Genomic DNA, 19,684 nt, shown 5'->3' with positions numbered 1-19,684 from the left:
ATCACGCCATGCCGTCGTTAAGGTCTTATCGTGGCGAACGACGCGGGCAGGCTGGTCGCCGGGCGATACCGGCTGATAGACGTGCTGGGCCGCGGCGGAATGGGCACGGTGTGGCGGGCCCGGGACGAGAGCCTGCACCGCCAGGTGGCGGTCAAGGAACTCATCCTCCCCGATCACCTGGACATCTCCGCGCGCGAGACGCTCTACAAGCGGATGCAGCGTGAGGCCCGCGCCGCGGCGCAGCTGAAACATCCGGCGATCATCACCGTCCACGACCATGTCGTCGAGGCCGACGGCCGCCCGTGGATCGTGACAGAGATCGTCGACGGGCCCTCACTGGACGAGGTGCTGAGAACCCGGGGGCGCCTGCCGCCCCAGCGGGTGGCGGCGATCGGCGGGCAGATCCTCGCGGCGCTGACGGTCGCGCACTCCGCCGGGATCACCCATCGCGACATCAAACCCGCCAACGTCCTGCTCGAAGGCGAGCGGGTCGTGCTGACCGACTTCGGGATCGCCGCCGTCGAGGGAGACGTCACCCTCACCGGGGCCGGCGTCACCCTGGGCACCCCTGCCTTCATCTCTCCCGAGCAGATCAACGGCCACCCCGCCACCGCCGCGTCGGACCTGTGGTCGCTGGGCGCCACCCTGTACGCCGCGGTCGAGGGCCGCCGCCCGTTCAGCGGCACGACGCACGGATCGATCTACGTCTCGATCGTCACCCGGCCGCCCTCCCCGCCCGTGCACGCCGGTCCTCTGGCGCCCGTTCTGGAAGGGCTGCTGCGCAAGGACCCAGCCCTGCGCCTCACCGGCTCCCAGGCCGCCGCCGCGCTCGCCGAGATCGCCTCCGCCCCGGCACCCGGTGAACCCTCCGCCGGGCCGGGAGGTGAATCCTCCGCCGGGCCGGGGCCGGACGACGGCGACACCCGGGTCGCCGACCGCGCGGCTCCCCCCGCACCCGCTCCTCCCCCGTCTCCTTCACCGTCTTCCTCACCGGCCGAGGCGCACGCCACCGCGCGCCAGGAGGAGGTACGGCCCGTCACCCTGCCGTTCACCGCCGCGTCCCCCACCGCCGTGTCCCCCACCGCCTCTCCGGCCGCCACCGAGTCCGCGCGGGTCCCGGCGCGCACCCCCCGGCGCGGGCTCCGCCCCGCGATCGCGGTGGCCGCGGCGCTCCTGGTCACCGCCGCCACCGCGGCCTACCTGTTCCCGCCCTCGCCGGACCCCGCGAAAGTAACCGGCGTCGCCCAGCTCAGGGGACACACGGAAAGGGTGAACGTCGTGGCGTTCAGCCCCGACGGCGGAACGCTGGCAGGCGGCGACGGCGACGGCGCGGTGATCCTGTGGGACACCCGGACCCGGCGACCGGCCGGCGACCCGATGAAAGGCCACACCAGGGCGGTGGAGGCGATGGCGTTCAGCCCGGACGGCGGGCTCCTGGCCAGTGGCGGCAACAACGGCGAGGGAACCGACTCCGGCGACCACACGGTGATCCTGTGGGACACGGCGACCCGGCAGCCGAGCGGCGACCCCCTCACCGGCCACACCGACTGGATACGGTCGGTCGCCTTCAGCCCCGACGGCAGGACCCTCGCCACCGCCAGTGCCGACACGACGGTGATCCTCTGGGACGTCACGACCCGGCAGCGGATCGGCGACCCCCTCACCGGCCACACCGACTGGGTGCAGTCGGTCGCCTTCAGCCCCGACGGCAGGACCCTCGCCACCGGCGGCGACGACACGACGGTGATCCTGTGGGACGTCGCGACCCGGCAGCGGATCGGCGACCCCCTCACCGGCCACACCGATCTGGTGCGGTCGGTCGCCTTCGGCCCCGACGGCAGGACCCTCGCCACCGGCGGCCGCGACAAAACGGTGATCCTCTGGGACGTCACGGCCCGCCGGCCGATCGGCGCCCCCCTCACCGGCCATCCGGACGAGATCCACACCCTCGCGCTCAGCCCTGACGGCGGAACCCTGGCCGTGGGCACCGGTTCCGTCGTCCGGCTGTGGGACCTGGCGACCCGGCGGCCGATCGGCGACCCGCTCACCGGCCACGCGGGTCCGGTCTGGTCGGCCGCCTTCGCTCCCGACGGGAGGATCCTCGCCACCGGCGGCGACGACAAGACGGTGAGGCTGTGGGACACCTCCTTCGCGACCGGTGCCGGCACGGCCGTTCCGTGGACGTGGCTCGCCGGGGCGGGCGTGCTGGTCGTGGTGGCGGCTGGAGCGGTGGTGATCCTGTGGCGGCGCGGCGGGCGGGCTCCCGCCGGTGAGGCCACCGGGGCGGGAATCCCGGCGGCCTCCTAGCGGGGCTGTTCCGCAGAAGGGCCGCGGCTGTGGCGGCAGCCCTTCGCGACAAACCCGGCCCTACCGTTTTGTGGAAACTTCTACTGTTTCATCAGAGTTCTTCGAGCGTCCCTGTGGCGCCAGGTACGCCCACTGCCAGAGCGTCTCGACGGGACCCCGTTCGAAGCGCCGCAGCCACAGCGTGGACAGCGTCATGAAGAGCGCGCAGATGCCCGCCCAGGCCGCCAGGACCCACCACGGCCGCAGCTCGTCGAGCGACGCGGCCAGGCCGAGTCCCCAGCCGTAACAGAGCGCCGAGGCGACCAGGTTCTGGAAGATGTAGGAGCTCAGGGCGGTACGGCCGACGTTGTTCAGCCCTCGCCTCAGCACGCCGGGGGCGCCGGTCGCCCGCCGCGCGAGGGTCGCGACGAGACCGAGCAGGCCCAGCGCCACCACCGGGGGCAGCAGGTAGCGGTCCACCAGGAACCAGCCGGGGCCGGCGAAGGAGGTGACCAGGTTGAGCGGCAGGGCCACGGCGAGTCCGGCGACCACGAGCCTCCGGCGCAGCGAGGCGCCCCGCTCCGAGTCCTCGAGCACCCCGGCGCGCATCAGCCGGGAGCCGAGCAGGAACAGCACGATGCCCATCGGGACGATGAGGACGATCTCGATCCGGTAGAGGCCGAACATCTCGACCCGGGCGGCGACCTGCTGCGGGTAGGTGCCGTCGGTGAAGAGCGTGGACGACTCCGGCCCGCCGCCCGTGCTCGCCGGGGCGGCGAGCATGCCGGCGGTGAGCAGGCCGATCAGCGCGGCGAACACCGTCCCGACGGTGATCATCCACGCCTTGACCACGCGGTCGCTCCTGCCGATCAGGTACGCCACGATGACCGAGGTCAGCGCGTAGCCCATCAGCACGTCGAACTCGAAGATCAGCAGGTAGTGGATCAGGCCCTCGACGAACAGCAGCCCGGCCCGCCACAGGTACCAGCCGGGCCACGGCGCGCCACGGCGGGCGGCCGAGCGGTACTGGAGTTCGAGCCCGACCCCGAAGAGCAGGGTGAGCAGCGCGAGGAACTTGCCGTTGGTGAGGAAGCGGAGAAGGGTCTCCACGGTTTCCGGCCGGCCCAGCGCCCCCATGACGTCGGCGGGGCCTCCGGGGTCGGTGAAGATCCAGATGTTCGTGCCCAGGGTGCCGACGATGGCGATCCCCCTGAGCAGGTCGAGCACTTCTATGCGGCGACTTGTCACGCCTTCCACGATCCCGTCCGGAGGGCCCGCGGACATCGTCACGCAGGCCCATCCGGGACGTACATCGATGTGTGTACCCGGACCGGGTTCCGGCCCGCCGGACCGCTCAGATCGCTCGGACCACCCGGACCGACGGAAACGAAGCCCGGTCAGTCTCCGGAGACGACGCGGGCGTGCAGCCGGGCGGCGGTCGCCGGGTCCCAGCCGAACGCCTTGCGCCCGGCCAGCCACGCCGCCGCCGCCGCGCCGTCGCCCGCCAGGACCGTCGAGGGACCCAGCCTCTCCCGTACGGCGGAGGCAACCGGTCCCTCGCTGGTCAGCACGCTCCCGGCCAGCACGATCGGGCTCGTCTCGCCCGGCCGGCGGACCTCGGCCACCGTCTCGCAGAGCAGCCGGGCCGCGGTGGACACGATCCTCAGGGCGGCCGGGTCCCCCTCCGCCGCCGCCCGGCTGACGAGCGGGGCGAGCCTGGCCAGCTCCAGCGGGGGCCGTGACTGCGCGCGGACCACCAGCCTGATCGCCAGTGCCCGCATCCCCTCCACCGTGCCCGCGCCGCCCTCTCCCATCTCGGCGACCGCCGGCCCCGAGACCTCGTCCTCCAGGAGGGCGTCGGTGACGAGGCGGGTGAGCCTGCCGCCCGCGTCCCCCCGGCTGAGGGCGTGGGCGGCGGCGCCGGCCGCCTCCCTGCCCAGCCAGAACCCGGAGCCCTGGTCGCCCAGCAGCCAGCCGAGCCCGTCGGCGATCGTCACCGGCTCGCCGTCCTCGATCCTGGCGGCGATGGCGCCGGTCCCGGCGATGAGCGCGGTGCCGCGCGGTTCCGCCGTGCCGGCGGCGAAGGCGATGCCCAGGTCGCCGGTGAGCCGGGGCGGGACGCGCAGGCCGGCGGCGGCCCACATGGGGTCGAACACCAGGCGGTCCAGCGCCCCGCCGCCCGCCAGCCCGATCACCGCCCCGGCCACCAGGCCCGGGTCGGTCCCGCGCAGGGCGAGCTCCAGCGCCAGGCCGATGTTGGCCACCGCGACGGCGTTGCCGTGGGCCGCGGGATTGCCGCCCGGCGCCCTCCCGTACCCGGCCCGCCGCCCCGAGGCGTCGAGCAGGAGGGCCCGCGAGGAGGTCCCGCCGACGTCCAGCCCGAGGACGTACATCGCGTTCAGAGGTGCTCGCCGAAGAACGCGGCGGCCGCCTCGACCGCCCGGGTGACGTGCGGTTCCGCGTCGTAGAGGTCGATGTGCAGCCTGGCGTCCAGCCAGACGAGCCTCTTGGGCTCGTCCATCCGCCGGTACGCCTCCTCGGCCCCCTCGGGCGAGCAGAAGCGGTCGACCACGCCGTGCACGATCAGGCCGGGCTTGGGCGACAGGAAGTCGGCGCCCGTCATGTTGTCCATGGTGATCAGCTCGCGGACGGAGGCCCGGGTGACCTCGTTGCGCCAGTGCTCCGAGGCGCCCCTGGGGGTGCCGTAGTAGGCGAACGGCTCGTCGCCCGGCATCGCCGCCTCCCCCTCCTCGGCCACCGCGGGCAGGTACTCCACCTCACCACCCCCGTCCTGGCGCTCCAGCACCGCCGTGAACGAGGCCAGCGCCTCCTGGTACCCGGCGGGCGACATTCCGGCGCGCATGCCGTAGGGGTTGTTGTAGGCCCCCGCGATGCCCGCGAACGCCTTCACCCGGGGGTCGAACGCGCTGAACTTGAGCGCGTAGCCCCCGCCGAGGCAGATCCCGACCGCGCCGATCCTGTCGCCGTCCACCTCGGGGCGCGAGCGCAGCAGCGAGACCGCGGCCCGCAGGTCCTCCAGCTTGCCCTGGGCGTCCTCGTGGTTGCGCGGCTCCCCGCCCGACTCCCCCCAGTTGCGGTGGTCGAAGGCCAGCGTCGCGTATCCCGCCTCGGCCAGCCGGGCGGCGTACAGGCCGGTGACCTGGTCGCGGGTGCCGGTGAACGGGCCCGTGAGGACCAGGGCGGGGTGCGGGCCCGGCGCCGCCGGAATCCGCAGGTCGCCGACGAGGGTGATCCCTCCGGCGGTGAACTTCACCTTTTCGGACATGCTCCAAGTCTGTACGGCCCGCGCTGCGGAAGCCAACGGCGTTCCCCCCACCGGCCCCGGACCCGGCCGTCCCCGTCCCTCGCCGTCCCACGGCCGTCCCCGCCCCCGCCCGTCCGGCCTGAGCCGGGAGCGGGGACGGGGACGGCCCTCGGGAACCTCGGGAACCTCGGGAACCTCGGGAACCTCAGGAGTCGAAGCCGAGACCCATCCGGTCCAGGGTCCGCAGCCAGAGGTTGCGGCGCCCCTGGTGCAGGTCGGCCTGGGCGATCGACCAGCGGGTCATCTGGATCCCGGCCGAGCGGACCGGCTCGGGCGGGAACGGGACGGGCTTCTCCTTGACCATCCGGAGCTCGGTCCGCTCGGTCCGCTCTCCGGCGAGCAGGTCGAGCATGACGTTCGCCCCGAACCGGGTCGCGCCGACGCCCATGCCGGTGTATCCGGCGGCGTAGGCGAGTCGCCCGCCGTGCGACCGGCCGTAGAAGGCGCTGAACCGGCTGCAGGTGTCGATGACGCCGCCCCACCTGTGGGTGAAGCGCAGCCCGGACAGCTGGGGGAACGTGGTGGAGAAGTGTTCCGCCAGCTTGACGAAGGTCTCGTCGCGCTGCTCGTACTCGGGCTTGATCATGCCGCCGTTGTAGTAGACCGCGTCGTAACCGCCCCACAGGATCCGGTTGTCCTCGGTCAGCCGGTAGTAGTGGAACTGGTTGGCCGCGTCCCCGACCCCCTGCCGGTTGTGCCAGCCCACCGAGGCCAGCTGGCCGGCCGAGAGCGGCTCGGTCATCAGCGCGTAGTCGTAGACCGGCACCAGGAAGTGCTTCAGCCGCCGCAGCAGCGGCTGGAACACGCCGGTGCCGAGCGCCACCTTGCGCGCCCTGACGCTGCCGTGCGGGGTGATCAGGTCCAGGCTCGTCGGGGTGTCCCTCATGGTGCGTACCGGCGTGCGCTCGTGGATGCGCACGCCCAGCGAGAGGCAGGCCTGCCGGAGCCCCCAGGCCAGCCGGGCGGGGTCGAGCATGGCGCAGCCGTCGCGCTCCCAGTGGCCCCCGATGTACGTGGGCGAGTTCACCTCCGCCCGCACCTGTTCCGTGTCGAGGACGTCGAAGCGGGCGCCCAGGTCGCGGGCGATGCCGACGTTGCGGTTCATCTCCTCCAGCTGCCACGGCTCGGTGGCCACGTGCAGCTCGCCGGTGCGCTCGTAGCCGCAGTCGATGCCGTATCCGGCGACCGCCTCGCCGATCTCGTCGAGGTTGTCGACGCCGAGGCGTTCGAGCGTGGAGATCTCCTCGGGCCAGCGCTCCAGCCCGTTGGCGATGCCGTGGGTCAGCGTGGCCATCGCGAAGCCGCCGTTGCGGCCGGACGCCGCCCAGCCGACCCTGCGCCCCTCGAGGAGGACGACGTCGAGCGAGGGGTCGCGCTCCTTGGCCATCAGGGCGGTCCAGAGCCCCGAGAAGCCGCCGCCGACCACCGCCAGGTCGGCGGTGGTCTCGCCGAAGAGCCGCGCCAGCGGCTCGGGTTTCGCCGGACTGTCGAGCCAGTACGGCTTGCGCTCCGCATCAGCAAGAGCCTTCAGCGGATCCACAAATCTCACTTCCCTACGTGAGTCAGGTTGTCTTTGTGTGTATCGCGTGATCATGGAGATCACGCGCGGGTTCCCCCCGCCTGTGTCCGATCTCGCCTCCCTGTTCTCTGCCGGGAATCTGTTCTCCGCCGGGATATTGTCCGCCGCGGCCTTCGCCGCCGGGAACCCGGGACCCGGGGATCCGGGAGCCCGGGTACACCGAAGCCCCGTGCCACCCGGTGAGGGCACGGGGCTCGGCGAAGGCTAGGTGCGGCGGCGCGCGGTGACCGTGTTGACCACGGCGATGGCGACGCCTACCGCGAATATAAGCGTTCCGATGACGTTGACCTGAGGCGGCACCCCGATGCGGGTGGCGCCCCAGATCCACAGCGGGAACGTCTGGACGGCGCCGCTGGTGAACTGGGTGATCACGAAGTCGTCGATGGACAGGGCGAAGGCCAGCAGCGCGCCCGAGACGACGCCGGGCAGGATCATCGGGAAGGTGATCCGCCAGAACGTCGTCCAGGTGGACGCGCCCAGGTCGCGCGCCGCCTCCTCGATCGACCGGTCGAGCCCGATCACCCGGGCCCGCACGGTGATCGCCACGAAGGAGAGCGAGAACAGCACGTGCGCGACGACCACGGTCGCGAAGCCGGTCTGCACGCCGACGCTGACGAACAGCGACAGCAGCGAGGCGCCCATGACCAGCTCGGGCGAGGCGATCGCGGCGAACATCACCAGGTTGGTGGCGCCCTGCCCGCGGAACCGGTAGCGGCCCAGGGCCAGGCCCATGAGCGTGCCGAGCACCGTCGTGATCACCGTGGAGAGCAAGGCGATCTTGAGGGAGTTGGTCACGGCCTCGAGCAGCTGGGGGTACTCGTCCAGGCGGCCCCACCACTGGAGGGTGAAGCCCTGCCAGGTCACGTTCGACTTGCTCTGGGTGTCGTTGAAGCCGAACGCGATCATGATGGCGATCGGCAGGAACAGCCAGATCAGGATCAGCCAGACGTAGCCGAAGAGCAGCCGGTCGCCCAGCCTCCTGCGGGCCCGCGGGGCCTTCCGCCCGGCGGGCGCGTCCGCCGCCGGGGCCTCCGTGACGTCGATGGTGCCGCTCATCGGGCCGCCGCCTCCAGGACGTTCTCGGTGCCGAGCGCCTTGGCGTAGACGAAGATGCCGACCAGCATCGCCGCCATCAGCGTGAACGACAGCGCGGCGGCGGTCGGGTAGTCGTTGTTGACCAGATACTCGAGCTGGATGATGTTGCCGATCATCGTGTTCTCCGGGCCGCCGAGGATGCCCGCGTTGACGTAGTCGGCGGTCATCGGGACGAACGTCATCAGCACCCCGGCGAACACGCCCGGCAGCGAGAGCGGCAGCACGATCCTGGTGAACGCCTCCCGTTTGCCCGCGTAGAGGTCCTGGGCGGCCTCGACGACCTTGGGGTCCACCCGCTCCAGCGCGACGTAGATCGGCAGGATCATGAACGGCAGGTAGTTGTAGACCAGCCCGCCGATCACCGCGAACGTCGTCTGCAGCACGTGGAAGTCCTCGGGCAGCAGCCCCGCCGACTTCAGCGGCCCCAGCAGCATGCCGTCGTCGGCGAGCATGAACTTCCACGAGACCGTGCGCAGCACGAACGACACGAAGAACGGCAGCAGCACCAGCAGCAGGTAGGTCGACTTGCGGCTGCCGCCCTTGAAGGCGATCCAGTAGGCCATCGGGTAGGCCAGCGCGATGGAGATGACGGTCGCGACCAGCCCGTACCCGGCCGAGCGCAGGAACTGCGTCTGGTACTGCGCCAGGACGTCGCCGTACACCGCGAAGTTGAACGTCTGGGCGAATCCGTCGACCACGTTGCCCTCCTGGATGGAGACCGAGGCCATGAAGACCATCGGCACCACCAGGAAGATCGCGAGCCAGAGCCCGCCGGGCAGGATGAGCAGATAGGGGGCGAGGCGCTTCACCGGCCGACCGTCCCCTCAGGTCCGAGTCGCTCTCTCATCGGCCTAGCCCTGCGTGACCGGCTGGAAGATGTCCTCGAAGATCTTCTCCTCGGCGGAGGTGAGCGTCTTGTACGACCGCAGCTTGGCCATGTCCGCCTCGGAGGGGAAGATCAGCGGGCTCTCGGCGATCTGCTCCAGCGCCTTCCTCTCGTCGCCCTTGGCCTTGGCGGCGTCGGCGAGGACGAGGTCCTTGGCGGAGGAGACCGGCGTGATGTAGTTGATGTACTCGACCAGCATCGTGGCGATCTTGGGCTGGTAGACGTAGTCCATCAGGGTCAGCGCGTCGACCGGGTTCTGCGCGGTCTTGGGGATGCACATGTTGTCGGTCCAGATCGTGCCGCCCTCGTCGGGCACCACGAACCTCAGGTCCTTGCCCTCGGCGACCTGCTGGAAGATGTCGCCCGACCAGGCCATGGTGATCCAGATGTCGCCCCTGGCGAGGGCGTCGACGTAGTCGTTCTCGTAGTACTTGCGCACCAGGCCCGCGTCGCGCTGCTCCTTGAGCTTCGCCCCGGCCTTCTTCCAGTCGGCCTCGGTGGACTTGTCGGGGTCGATGCCCAGGGCGAACAGGCCGAAGTTGGCGACCTCCTGGGTGTCGAGCATCATGCCGACCTTGCCCTTGTACTTGGGGTTCCAGAGGTCCTGGATGCTCTTGACCTCGTCCACGTACTTGGGGTTGTAGGCGATGCCGGTGACGCCGACCGTCCACGGGATCGTGTGGGCGTTGTTGGGGTCCCAGGTGGGGTTCTTCACCGCGGAGCTCGCGTTGGCCGCGAAGTTCGGCAGCTTGGAGTGGTCGAGGGGGACGAGGTAACCCAGCGCGATGGCCTTGCTCAGCTGGAGGCCGTTGGTCAGGACCATCAGGTCGTAGCCGATGTCGTTGTTGGCGGCGAGCAGCGGCTGGACCTTGCCGAAGAACGTGCTGTTGTCCTGGATGGCCTCCTGGTAGGCCACCTGGATGCCGGTGTCGGCGGTGAACAGCTCCAGCGAGGGGTACCGCTTGCCGTCCTTGTCGATGTAGAGCGGCCAGTTGGCGAAGCGCAGCGTGCCGTTCTTCTTCTTGGAGCCCCAGTATTCGGCGATGGCGTCCCTGGGGGGGACGGCCGCCACCTTCTTGCCCTCCACGCCGCAGGCGGCGAGGGCGAGGGCCGCGGCCGACAGCCCGCCGAGGCGGAGGGCGTCACGGCGCGTGACGGAGCGGCTCTGCGTCATGCCTCGCAGAAAGGCGGGGTTCGTGCGGGGGTCCATGTCGAGCTCAACTTCCGATCGCGTACGAGTGGTGCGGCAGCCACGACAGCCAGACGGCGTCGCCACGCTCCGCCGTGCTCGCGCTGTCGAGTGCGTTCTGCTGGAAGACGGTCACCTCTGCGCCGTGGGCCAGGCAGACCGTGTAGCTGGTGTAAAGCCCCAGATAGACCACCTCTGAGACGGTGCCTCGCACGACGCTGAGGTCGCCGGTGGGCTCCTCCGTGGTAATTCTGATCTTCTCCGGGCGCACCGTGATCGCGATCGGTTCCCCGGCACGGAACGATCCGCCCTCGGCGAGGACGTGGTCGTCATCACCCAGCTTAAGCACCGCGAAGCCGGACTGAAAACGGTCGACGGTGCCGCTGAGCAGGTTGGACGTGCCGATGAACCCGGCCACGAAAGCGCTCGCGGGCCGCTCGTAGATCTCTCTGGGGGTACCGAGCTGCTCGACCTGGCCGTCGTTCATGACGGCGATGCGGTCACTCATCGTGAGCGCCTCGCTCTGGTCGTGGGTGACGTACACGAAGGTGATGCCGACCTCGCGCTGGATGCGCTTGAGCTCGATCTGCATGGCCTGGCGGAGCTTGAGGTCGAGGGCGCCGAGCGGCTCGTCCAGCAGGAGCGCGCGGGGGTTGTTGACCAGGGCGCGGGCGAGGGCGACCCGCTGCTGCTGGCCTCCGGACATCTCCCGGGGGCGGCGTTTCTCCCGCCCGGTGAGATCGACGATCTCCAGGATCTCCCCGACCCGGCGCTTGATCTCGGCGTCGGCCACCTTCTTGCGCCGGAGGCCGAACGCGACGTTCTCCCAGACGTTCATGTGCGGGAAGAGGGCGTACGACTGGAAGACCATGTTGACGTCGCGCTTGTTGGGGGGGACGTCGGTGACGTCCTGGCCGTGCAGCCGCACGGTGCCGCGCGAGGGGTCCTCGAAGCCGGCGATCATGCGCATGGTGGTGGTCTTGCCGCAGCCCGAGGGGCCGAGGAGCGAGAAGAACTCCCCCTCGGCGATCGACAGGGTGACACCCCTGACCGCCTGGACGACCTCGCCGTGGGAGACGTACTCCTTGACGACCCCGTCAAGTTCGATCGCGGGTACGTGGGGCGGGCGGGAGACGGTGTCGGCCGTCTCCGTACCCGCCTGGATTTCGGTCATTCCAGGCTTATCCCTCTGTTCGCGGCTATTCGCCGATGTAGTGCATGACGTGCTTGACGCGCATGTAGTCGTGCAGCCCGAAAACGGACAGGTCCTTGCCGTAGCCGGAGTGCTTGAAGCCTCCGTGCGGCATCTCCGAGACGAACGGGATATGGGTGTTGACCCATACCACGCCGAAGTCGAGGCGGTTCGACACCCGCATCGCCCGGCCGTGGTCGGAGGTCCACACCGAGCCGGACAGGCCGTACTTGACGCCGTTGGCCTTGGCGACCGCGTCGGCCTCGTCGGAGAAGGTCTGGACGGTGATCACCGGCCCGAACACCTCGTTCTGCACCATCTCGTCGTCCTGCCTGAGGCCGTCGACGACGGTGGGGGCGAAGAAGTAGCCCCGGTCGCCGATCCGGTTCCCGCCGGTCAGGACCTTGGCGTGGCCGGGGACCCGGTCGATGAAGCCGGTGACGCGGGCCAGCTGGTCGGCGTTGTTGAGCGGGCCGTAGAGGGCGTCCTCGTCGGAGAGGTCGCCGGTCACGGTGCTCGCCGCCGCCTCGGTGAGCGCGGCCACGAACTCGTCGTGGACGTCCTCGTGGACCAGCACGCGGCAGGCCGCGGTGCAGTCCTGCCCGGCGTTGTACAGGCCCGCGGTGGCGATGGACTCCGCGGCGGACTTGAGGTCCCTGACGTCGTCGAACACGACGACGGGCGCCTTGCCGCCCAGCTCCAGGTGCACCCGCTTGAGGTCGTCGGCGGCGCTCCTGGCCACGGCCATGCCCGCGCCGACCGAACCGGTGATCGCGACCATCGACGCGGTCGGGTGGCCGACGACCAGCGCGCCGGTCTCCCTGTCGCCGACGACGACGTTGAAGACGCCCTTCGGCAGGACGTCACCGAGGATCTCGGCCAGCTTGACCGTGGAGACGGGGGTGGTGTCCGAGGGCTTGAGCACCACGGTGTTGCCCGCGGCGAGCGCCGGGGCGATCTTCCAGACCGCCATCATCATCGGGTAGTTCCAGGGGGTGACCTGGCCCACCACGCCGATCGGCTCGTGCCGGATGACGGAGGTGTGGTCGGCGAGGAACTCGCCCGACGTCGGGCCCTCCAGCGTGCGCGCGGCCCCCGCGAAGAAGCGGAAGTGGTCGGCGGCGATCGGGGTCTCGTCCTCGGCCATCCGGGCGCGCGGCTTGCCGGTGTTGCGGCACTCGGCCTCGTTCAGCTCCTCGGCCCGCGCGTCGATCGCGTCGGCCACCTTCAGGAGGAGGTTGGCGCGCTCGCCCGGGGTGGCCCGGCTCCACGACTCGAACGCGGCCGCGGCGGCGGCATAGGCCGCGTCGACGTCCTCGGGACCCGAGACGGGGGCCTTAAGGTAGATCTCGCCCGTGCATGGATCGATGACGTCGGAGAACCGGTCGCTCCTGGCCTCCACGAGTTCGCCGCCGATGTAGTTCCGCAGGCGAGGGAATTCGCTGGTCTCAACCGGGGTGGTCACCGTCGGCCTCCTAAGGATCGGGGCTGAGTTGTCGCGACTCTTACAGAGCGACAGCCTTACGACAAGGGATTTCGTTGTTAAGATACCAAATTGCTACGAAATCGCTTGACAGAAGCACCGGAACTGACAGCATGTCGCATCGGAGCCGCAACATGACGGCAACAGCCCCGCAACATGACGCCAGGGAGCGCCCATGACGACGCCGCCCAAGGTTCGCCGCGAAAACGACGCCAGGCCCGGCCCCGTCGTCCTCGACGAGATCTCCAAGCAGATCATCGAGCAGCTGCAGACGGACGGGCGCAAGCCGTACGCCGCGATCGGCAAGGCGGTGGGGCTCTCCGAGGCCGCCGTGCGCCAGCGGGTCCAGCGCCTGCTCGACGCGGGGGTGATGCAGATCGTCGCGGTGACCGACCCGCTCACCCTGGGCTTCCCCCGCCAGGCCATGATCGGCATCAAGTGCGAGGGCGACCTGGAGACGGTGGCCGACGAGCTGTCGGCCATCAGGGAGATCGACTACGTCGTGCTGACCGCCGGGTCGCTGGACATCATGGTCGAGGTCGTCTGCGAGAGCGACCAGCATCTCCTGGAGATCCTCGGCAAGATCCGGGCCATCCCCACCGTCCGCGCCACCGAGACCTTCGTCTATCTCAAGCTTCACAAGCAGACCTACTCCTGGGGTACCCGCTGACGGGTCCCGGCGCGCGCTCCGGCGCTTCCGCGTCCGGCCGCCCCGCCGTGGGCCGGCGGAGCCGGGAGAGCCCGTGCCGGTGAAGGCCGGGGGAACCCGTGCCGCTAAAGGCCGCGAGAGGCGTCGCCGGCCGACGGATCACGGAAGGCGTCGTCGCCGCCCGGACGACGGTGCTCCAGGACGCCCGCGAGCTCGTCGAGGAACTCGTCGACCTCGGCGATCGCGTACCCAGGCCTCAGCATCACCGTGGCGAACCTCGCCTCGCGCACGTCACTCGGGGTGAGGGGCGTGTCGGTGGTGCCGCGCAGGGTGGCCACGATCCGGTCGAGGAAGGCGTCGACCTCGTCCTCGTTGTAGCCCATACCGAGCCGTCCCGGCCGGAAGGCGACCCGCTCGACCCGGGCGGCGCGGTCCTCGTGCTCCTCCCGCTCGAGTTCTTCGGGCGCGGCACGGCGGGCGGGGACGACCGGGCGCCCGTCCGTGCCGGTGGGCCGGGTCTCGATCGCCACGATGAAGGCCTCGAGCGCGAAGTCGACGGCGACCTCGTTGTAGCCGCCGAGCCTGGTGCGGAACCGGGCGTCGCGGATCTCGTCCGCGGTGACCGGCTCACCTTCCGGGACGCCCCTGCCGAGGGTCCCCTCGATCCGGCGGACCAGCAGGTCCACCTGGCCCGGGTCATATCCCCTGCGAATCCCGAGAACCCGTGGAAAGCGGTTCAAACCCGCATCCTTTCGCGTCTTCCCGATAGGGACTTTATCCGATGTATCCATTCTGAAGGGAATAGCCGGATGAAAGCGAGACGTCTGGGGCGGGCGCGGAGCCTGGTGTTCCAATGGGTGCCGGGGTCCGGGAAAACGGCCTCGGCCCTTGGCGGGGATCGGACACTCCCATCACGGCGAATGACGACGAGAACGCCCGGGCGTGACAGCTCTGACGGTCGGCGGGAATGACGGAGACGGGGCCCGGGGGCCGGGCGAACGGCGGGAAATGACGGAGAGCGGGCGTCGCGGATCAGGTGACCGGCGAGAAAGACGGAGAGCCGGCGTCACGGATCAGGTGACCCGCGAGAAAGACGGAGCTGGTATCACGGATCGGGTGACCGGCGGGAAAGGCGGAGAGCGAGTCCGGCGGGTCGGGGTGCCCCGCCGAACTCGGTTTCCCTAAAAATCCGCTGATTTAGTTATTTATCAGGTCGAAGCTCTCCCAGGGGCCGACCGCGTCACGGTTGGCGATGAGCGGCTGGGCGCCGCCGCCCTCGGCGCACACGAGCTTGCTGTTGACCTGTGCCCTGAGGCTGACCGAACCGTCCGGGTTGGTGATGAGCTGGAAGACCTCCCAGGGGCCCACCGCGTCGCGGTCGGCGATCAGCGGCTGGGCTCCGGCGCCCTCCGCGGCCACGAACCTGTTGTTGATCTTCGCGCGCAGCGCGACGGTGCCGTCGCTCTGGTTGACCCGCTCGAACTGCTGCGCCGTCCCGGTGGACGTCCCGTTCGCGATCAGCGGCGAGCCGTTGGAGGCGGTGACGTAGAGACCGTTCGCCTTGGAGCGCAGGCTGATCGTCCCGTTGCTCGTGCCGCCCGGCAGGCCCAGGGTCGAGGCGGTGCCGCTCAGGGCCTTGACGCCCAGGTTGGCGGAGCCGGTCAGCGTCGTCGCGGCGTAGCCGCTCAGCGGCTTGGCGGTCCGCTCCACGACGTACACGGTGCCGGCGGCGGTGGCGAAGGAGACCTCGCCGGTGGAGACGGTGGTCAGGATGGCGTTGTCGGAGGCGCGGCGCACCCGGATCTGCTGGGTGCCCCAGGGGTTGACCACCGTGGCCTGCTTGCCGTGCAGGCTCCTGAGCCCGACGTACTTGATCTCCCCCGCCTCGCGCTCGGAGCTGACCAAAAAGCCGTCCTTGGCCAGGAGGGTGAACCTGCCGACGAAGGAGGAGTCGCCCGGCACCGCGGGGAACACCCTGATCCTGTCGTTGTAGCTCTGCATGAGCGACTCGTTCAGCGCCGACAGGTGCACGCCGAGATACTCGAAGACGCCGTTGGTGTTGGTCGTCATGCCGTTGGGGTGGTTCTGGTACTTCTGCAGCATCGTCTTCATGCCCTGGTACGCCTGGTCGCCGAGACCGAGGCGGGCCGCCTGCACCGCGTCGTTGGACCAGACGTTGCCGTAGGGGAACGGCCGCTGGTTCCAGGTGTTCAGCGCGGTCTGGTAGTCGGGGTAGCCGATGCCGGTGATGTTGTACGGCCAGATCAGCTCCGAGGCGACGTTCTCGTTGTTCCTCGTCTGCGAGATCGGCGGCTCGTGGGGCAGGTAGGCGCCGTTGCCCGTCGGGTAGGCGACGAGGTTGTTCACGATGTTCTGCCAGTCGGCGCGCAGCCCGGCGTCGAGGCCGAGCTGCTGGCTGACCTGGATCGTCAGCGGGAAGATGCTGCGCACCGCGGCCAGGTCGGTGATCGCGTTGCGGACGTTCCAGTACGTCTCGTGGGAGTGGGAGTTGGCCATGTAGTACTTGCCGGTCGGCCCGTCGAAGGACAGCAGGCCCTTGTAGAGCTTCGCGGTCTCCCGCATGTACGGGTACGCCACGTCCCGCAGGTAGTTCGCGTCGTTGGTGTAGCGGTACTGCAGGTACATGTTGTACGCGGCCTGGTAGCCGGTCGTCAGGATGTTCTTGGTGTAGTCGCTGTCGACCGTGCCGCGCGCGTTGCCGTCCCAGCCCATGGTCTCGGGCACCCACAGTGCGTCGATCCCGTACCTCGTCTGCGTGTACGCCTTCAGCGCGGTGTAGTTACGGCTGTAGAGCCGGTTGAAGGTGTTCATCAGGTCGGCGTGGTTGGAGGCGAGGAAGGAGTTGTAGACGTCCCGCTGGTTCCAGTACCAGTAGGCGTTGCTCCACTTGGAGTTGTCCTGCGTGGCGCGGAAGACACCGTTGATGAAGTGCAGCGGGTAGTTGCCGTAGCCGCCCGCGGCGATCATGTACGTGCTGAGGTAGTAGACGTTCTCCAGGTAGTCGGCGTCGCGGTTGGAGTTGGAGTACTGGACGAACGACTTGGCCCAGAACGCGTGCCACCAGTTGCGGTAGTTGTCGAACGTGGTGGTGTAGCCGGTGTTCTTGACCGAGGTGAGCTGGCTGCGGGCCTGGGCCACCGAGTCGCGGTTGGGGGCGTTGATCCGGCTCGCGGCGGTGAACCAGATCGTGTAGCTGGAGGTGGGCGTGATGTTCAGCCGCACCTTCCTGCCGTCCACGACCTGGGTGGTGAAGTTCGCGCCCTCGACGGTGGCGGCCATGGTGTAGCCGAAGCCGTTCGCGTCGGTCTGGCCCCGGCTGAATCCGGCCACGCCGGCGTCGGAGAAGGTGGAGATCGTCCGCCAGGTGTTCAGGTCGGGCACGTCCGCGATGTTCTGGACGGTGGCCGGGTCCCACATGCTGAGGTCGAACGCCACGTTGGACACGCCGCCCCGGGTGTCCTCGACGTGGATGCCCATGACCTCGGAGTTCGGCGACCCCATCACGGTCACGGTCCGGTTGGAGTCGTACCTGGTGGTCAGCGTCCCGTCGTACAGCGACAGCCGCTGCTGGAAGGTCGTGTACCCGGTGTCCATGGCCGGGGTGGTGCTGAGGTTCGCCAGGCCCGCCGCGTAGGTCGACTGCGGCGACAGGTCCACCCCCGACACCTGCATCGTCAGCCCGTTCTGGTTCCAGGCCATCGCCCCGGTACGGCCGTTGCCGACGGTCAGGCCCTGGACCGGGTCGGTGTTGGGGCGGTTGTAGACGATGTCGTGCTTCGACAGGTACGACCCGTGGTTGACCCTCAGCACCCCGGTCGCCTGGTCGAAGGCCGTGTCACCCGGTGCCGCCCACGCCGGCACGGCCATGCCGACCGAGGCGAGGCATGTCACGAGGAACCACATGAGTAAGAGGCGTACTGGTTTTCTCGACATGATCTTCCTTAATCGCCACCGGGGACGGCGGCCACGCCGCCCCGCCCTGACCAAGCGCGCGACTCACCCACCTGCGTGGCCGGCGCCTCCGCCTGGGGGGAGCAGGTCGCTTCGGCGGGACGGGGCGGCCGGTGGGTGACGATGCGAGGGGAGTACGCCGGGGAGTCAGGGAGCCGCCGCCGGCAATCGGCGACCGGCGGCGGCTCCCTGACTTCCCCGTGGGTACAGATCCGTCACCAGGACACCTGTGATCACAGGCCGGGCCTGCTTCACATTTGGTAGATCGGATCTGTCAGCCGTAGTTAACATCGGACGTCTGCGCACGTCAAGATATGAAATATCCCCTTTGGACAGGAAAAGCCAGCCCCTCGATCACGACAAGCCGCTGACCAGGCCGTATTTTGTCCATCCCGTCCGGAAATTACAGCGCGCCGCAAATAAATACATCCGATGTATCAAGATCATCTTAAGGCGAATCGCCTGTTAGCGCTCCCATGCATTGACGCTTTCGCCAGCCCGTGCGAATCTTTTGTCGTACGGCGGCGAATGTCTCGGCATCTCCGCCGAAAGGTTGTCACCAGGTGCGGCGGCGCGCTCCTCTCCCCCCTAGGAGTAGACGTATGCGCCGGATCTCGCGGGTTCTCCTCGCGCTGGCCGTCATGATCACCGGAGCCGTCGCGCTGCTGCCCGGCACCGCCTCCGCGGCCCCCCTGACCAAGGTCCTCATCTTCTCCAAGACAGCCGGCTTCCGGCACTCCTCCATCCCCCTCGGGATCTCCGCCATCCAGCAACTCGGCGCGGCAAACGGCTTCACGGCGGTCGCCACGGAGGACGCGGGCGCCTTCACCACCGCCAACCTCGCCCAGTACCAGGCGGTCATCTGGCTGTCGACCACCGGCGACGTGCTCAACGCGACGCAGCAGACCGCCTTCCAGTCCTACATCGCGAGCGGCGGCGGATACGTCGGCGTCCACGCCGCGGCCGACACCGAGTACGACTGGCCCTGGTACGGCGGCCTGGTGGGGGCGTACTTCGCCTCCCACCCCGCCACCCAGCAGGCGACGATCCGCGTCGAGGACCGGGCGAACCCGTCCACCTCGCACCTGGCGCCCGCCTGGACCCGCACCGACGAGTGGTACAACTACCGCGCCAACCCGCGCCCCGCCGTCAAGGTGCTGGCCAACCTGGACGAGTCGTCCTACAGCGGCGGCGGCATGGGCGCCGACCACCCGATCACCTGGTGCCAGGACTACCAGGGCGGCCGGGCCTGGTACACCGGCCTCGGTCACACCGACGAGTCCTACGCCGACCCCGGCTTCACGAAGATGCTGCTCGGCGGCATCCAGGTCGCCGCGAAGGCGAAGGCCGCCGACTGCCGCCCCGAGACCGGCTACACGTCGCTGTTCGACGGCACGCAGGCCAGCCTCGACCGGTGGCGGCAGGCCGGCGCCGGCAGCTTCACGCTGGCCAACGGGACGCTGTCCTCGGTCGGCGGCATGGGCCTGCTCTGGTACCCCGTCTCGACCTTCTCCAATTACTCGCTCAAGCTCGACTGGATGATGCCGGGCGACGACAACGGCGGCGTCTTCATCGGCTTCCCCGACCCGGGCAACGACCCGTGGCAGCCGGTCGACCTGGGACACGAGATCCAGATCGACGCCTCGGACGCCGACCCCACCCGGACCACGGGCAGCGTCTACGGCTTCAAGGCACCCGACACGGCCGCGCGCGCCGCGGCGCTCAACCCGCCCGGCTCCTGGAACACCTACGAGATCGCGGTGCACGGGCAGCGCGTCGAGATCTACCTCAACGGCACCAAGATCAACGACTACACGAGCACCCGGAACATCGCCAACGGCTACATCGGCGTCCAGAACGACGGCGACGGGCTCGACATCGGCTACCGCAACATCCGCATCAAGCAGGACGGTCCCTCCAACCCACCGGCCACCGACCTGGCGCGGGGCAAGCCCGTCACGGTCAGCAGCGTGGAGAGCGGCAGCGCGCACGCCGGGGCGAACGCGGTGGACGGCGACCCCGCCACCC

Annotated in this window: 14 protein-coding genes; 3 read left to right on the top strand and 11 right to left on the bottom strand. The window is 69.7% G+C overall.

Annotated features, from left to right (window positions below; translation table 11 throughout):
- The first annotated feature begins 30 nt into the window (after positions 1–30).
- The gene (locus AB0G15_RS38755) at positions 31–2,307 is read left to right on the top strand and encodes a serine/threonine-protein kinase (RefSeq protein WP_362850198.1); all 2,277 of its coding nucleotides are present in this window, start codon (positions 31–33) and stop codon (positions 2,305–2,307) included.
- Between the two features lie 60 nt (positions 2,308–2,367).
- Here AB0G15_RS38755 and AB0G15_RS38750 read toward each other — a convergent pair whose 3' ends face one another.
- The 9 genes from AB0G15_RS38750 to AB0G15_RS38710 all read right to left on the bottom strand — a co-directional run bounded on the left by AB0G15_RS38750 (position 2,368) and on the right by AB0G15_RS38710 (position 13,017).
- The gene (locus AB0G15_RS38750) at positions 2,368–3,534 is read right to left on the bottom strand and encodes a DUF418 domain-containing protein (RefSeq protein ID WP_362850196.1); all 1,167 of its coding nucleotides are present in this window, start codon (positions 3,532–3,534) and stop codon (positions 2,368–2,370) included.
- Positions 3,535–3,683: 149 nt separating this feature from the next.
- Entirely contained in the window at positions 3,684–4,679 is a 996-nt protein-coding gene (locus AB0G15_RS38745) for a BadF/BadG/BcrA/BcrD ATPase family protein (protein ID WP_362680509.1), read from the bottom strand.
- Positions 4,680–4,684: 5 nt separating this feature from the next.
- Positions 4,685–5,572, bottom strand: a complete 888-nt coding sequence (locus AB0G15_RS38740) for an alpha/beta hydrolase (protein WP_362850195.1) — start codon at positions 5,570–5,572, stop codon at positions 4,685–4,687.
- 184 nt (positions 5,573–5,756) lie between these two features.
- Positions 5,757–7,151, bottom strand: a complete 1,395-nt coding sequence (locus AB0G15_RS38735; protein ID WP_362850211.1) for an FAD-dependent oxidoreductase — start codon at positions 7,149–7,151, stop codon at positions 5,757–5,759.
- 243 nt (positions 7,152–7,394) lie between these two features.
- Complete coding sequence (locus tag AB0G15_RS38730; RefSeq protein ID WP_362850194.1) at positions 7,395–8,246, bottom strand: ABC transporter permease; 852 nt, start codon at positions 8,244–8,246, stop codon at positions 7,395–7,397.
- Complete coding sequence (locus tag AB0G15_RS38725; protein ID WP_362850192.1) at positions 8,243–9,094, bottom strand: ABC transporter permease; 852 nt, start codon at positions 9,092–9,094, stop codon at positions 8,243–8,245. Before AB0G15_RS38725 ends, AB0G15_RS38730 begins: the two co-directional genes overlap by 4 nt.
- A gap of 42 nt (positions 9,095–9,136) precedes the next feature.
- The gene (locus tag AB0G15_RS38720) at positions 9,137–10,345 is read right to left on the bottom strand and encodes a spermidine/putrescine ABC transporter substrate-binding protein (protein ID WP_362850190.1); all 1,209 of its coding nucleotides are present in this window, start codon (positions 10,343–10,345) and stop codon (positions 9,137–9,139) included.
- A 43-nt stretch (positions 10,346–10,388) separates the two neighbouring features.
- A complete protein-coding gene (locus tag AB0G15_RS38715; RefSeq protein ID WP_362850189.1) occupies positions 10,389–11,534 on the bottom strand; it encodes an ABC transporter ATP-binding protein in 1,146 nt (381 codons plus the stop codon).
- Between the two features lie 25 nt (positions 11,535–11,559).
- Positions 11,560–13,017, bottom strand: a complete 1,458-nt coding sequence (locus tag AB0G15_RS38710) for a gamma-aminobutyraldehyde dehydrogenase (protein WP_362850188.1) — start codon at positions 13,015–13,017, stop codon at positions 11,560–11,562.
- Between the two features lie 193 nt (positions 13,018–13,210).
- Between AB0G15_RS38710 and AB0G15_RS38705 the strand changes: the two genes are divergently transcribed.
- Positions 13,211–13,705, top strand: a complete 495-nt coding sequence (locus AB0G15_RS38705; protein WP_329091340.1) for an Lrp/AsnC family transcriptional regulator — start codon at positions 13,211–13,213, stop codon at positions 13,703–13,705.
- A gap of 104 nt (positions 13,706–13,809) precedes the next feature.
- On the opposite strand, the gene AB0G15_RS38700 is transcribed toward AB0G15_RS38705, so the two are convergent.
- Complete coding sequence (locus AB0G15_RS38700) at positions 13,810–14,424, bottom strand: DivIVA domain-containing protein (protein WP_362850187.1); 615 nt, start codon at positions 14,422–14,424, stop codon at positions 13,810–13,812.
- Between the two features lie 457 nt (positions 14,425–14,881).
- Positions 14,882–17,638 carry a glycoside hydrolase family 95-like protein gene (locus tag AB0G15_RS38695; protein WP_362850185.1) on the bottom strand — a complete coding sequence of 919 codons (2,757 nt, stop codon included), beginning with the start codon at positions 17,636–17,638 and terminating at the stop codon, positions 14,882–14,884.
- A gap of 620 nt (positions 17,639–18,258) precedes the next feature.
- Here AB0G15_RS38695 and AB0G15_RS38690 point away from each other — a divergent pair.
- On the top strand, positions 18,259–19,684 hold a 1,426-nt coding region (locus AB0G15_RS38690; protein ID WP_362850184.1), incomplete at its 3' end, for a ThuA domain-containing protein.

It is taken from the genome of Streptosporangium sp. NPDC023825 (genome assembly GCF_040639575.1).
Classification (GTDB): Bacteria; Actinomycetota; Actinomycetes; order Streptosporangiales; family Streptosporangiaceae; genus Streptosporangium.
The sequence above is the reverse complement of the archived record's forward strand: the minus strand, read 5'-3'. Positions and strand labels throughout refer to the sequence as shown.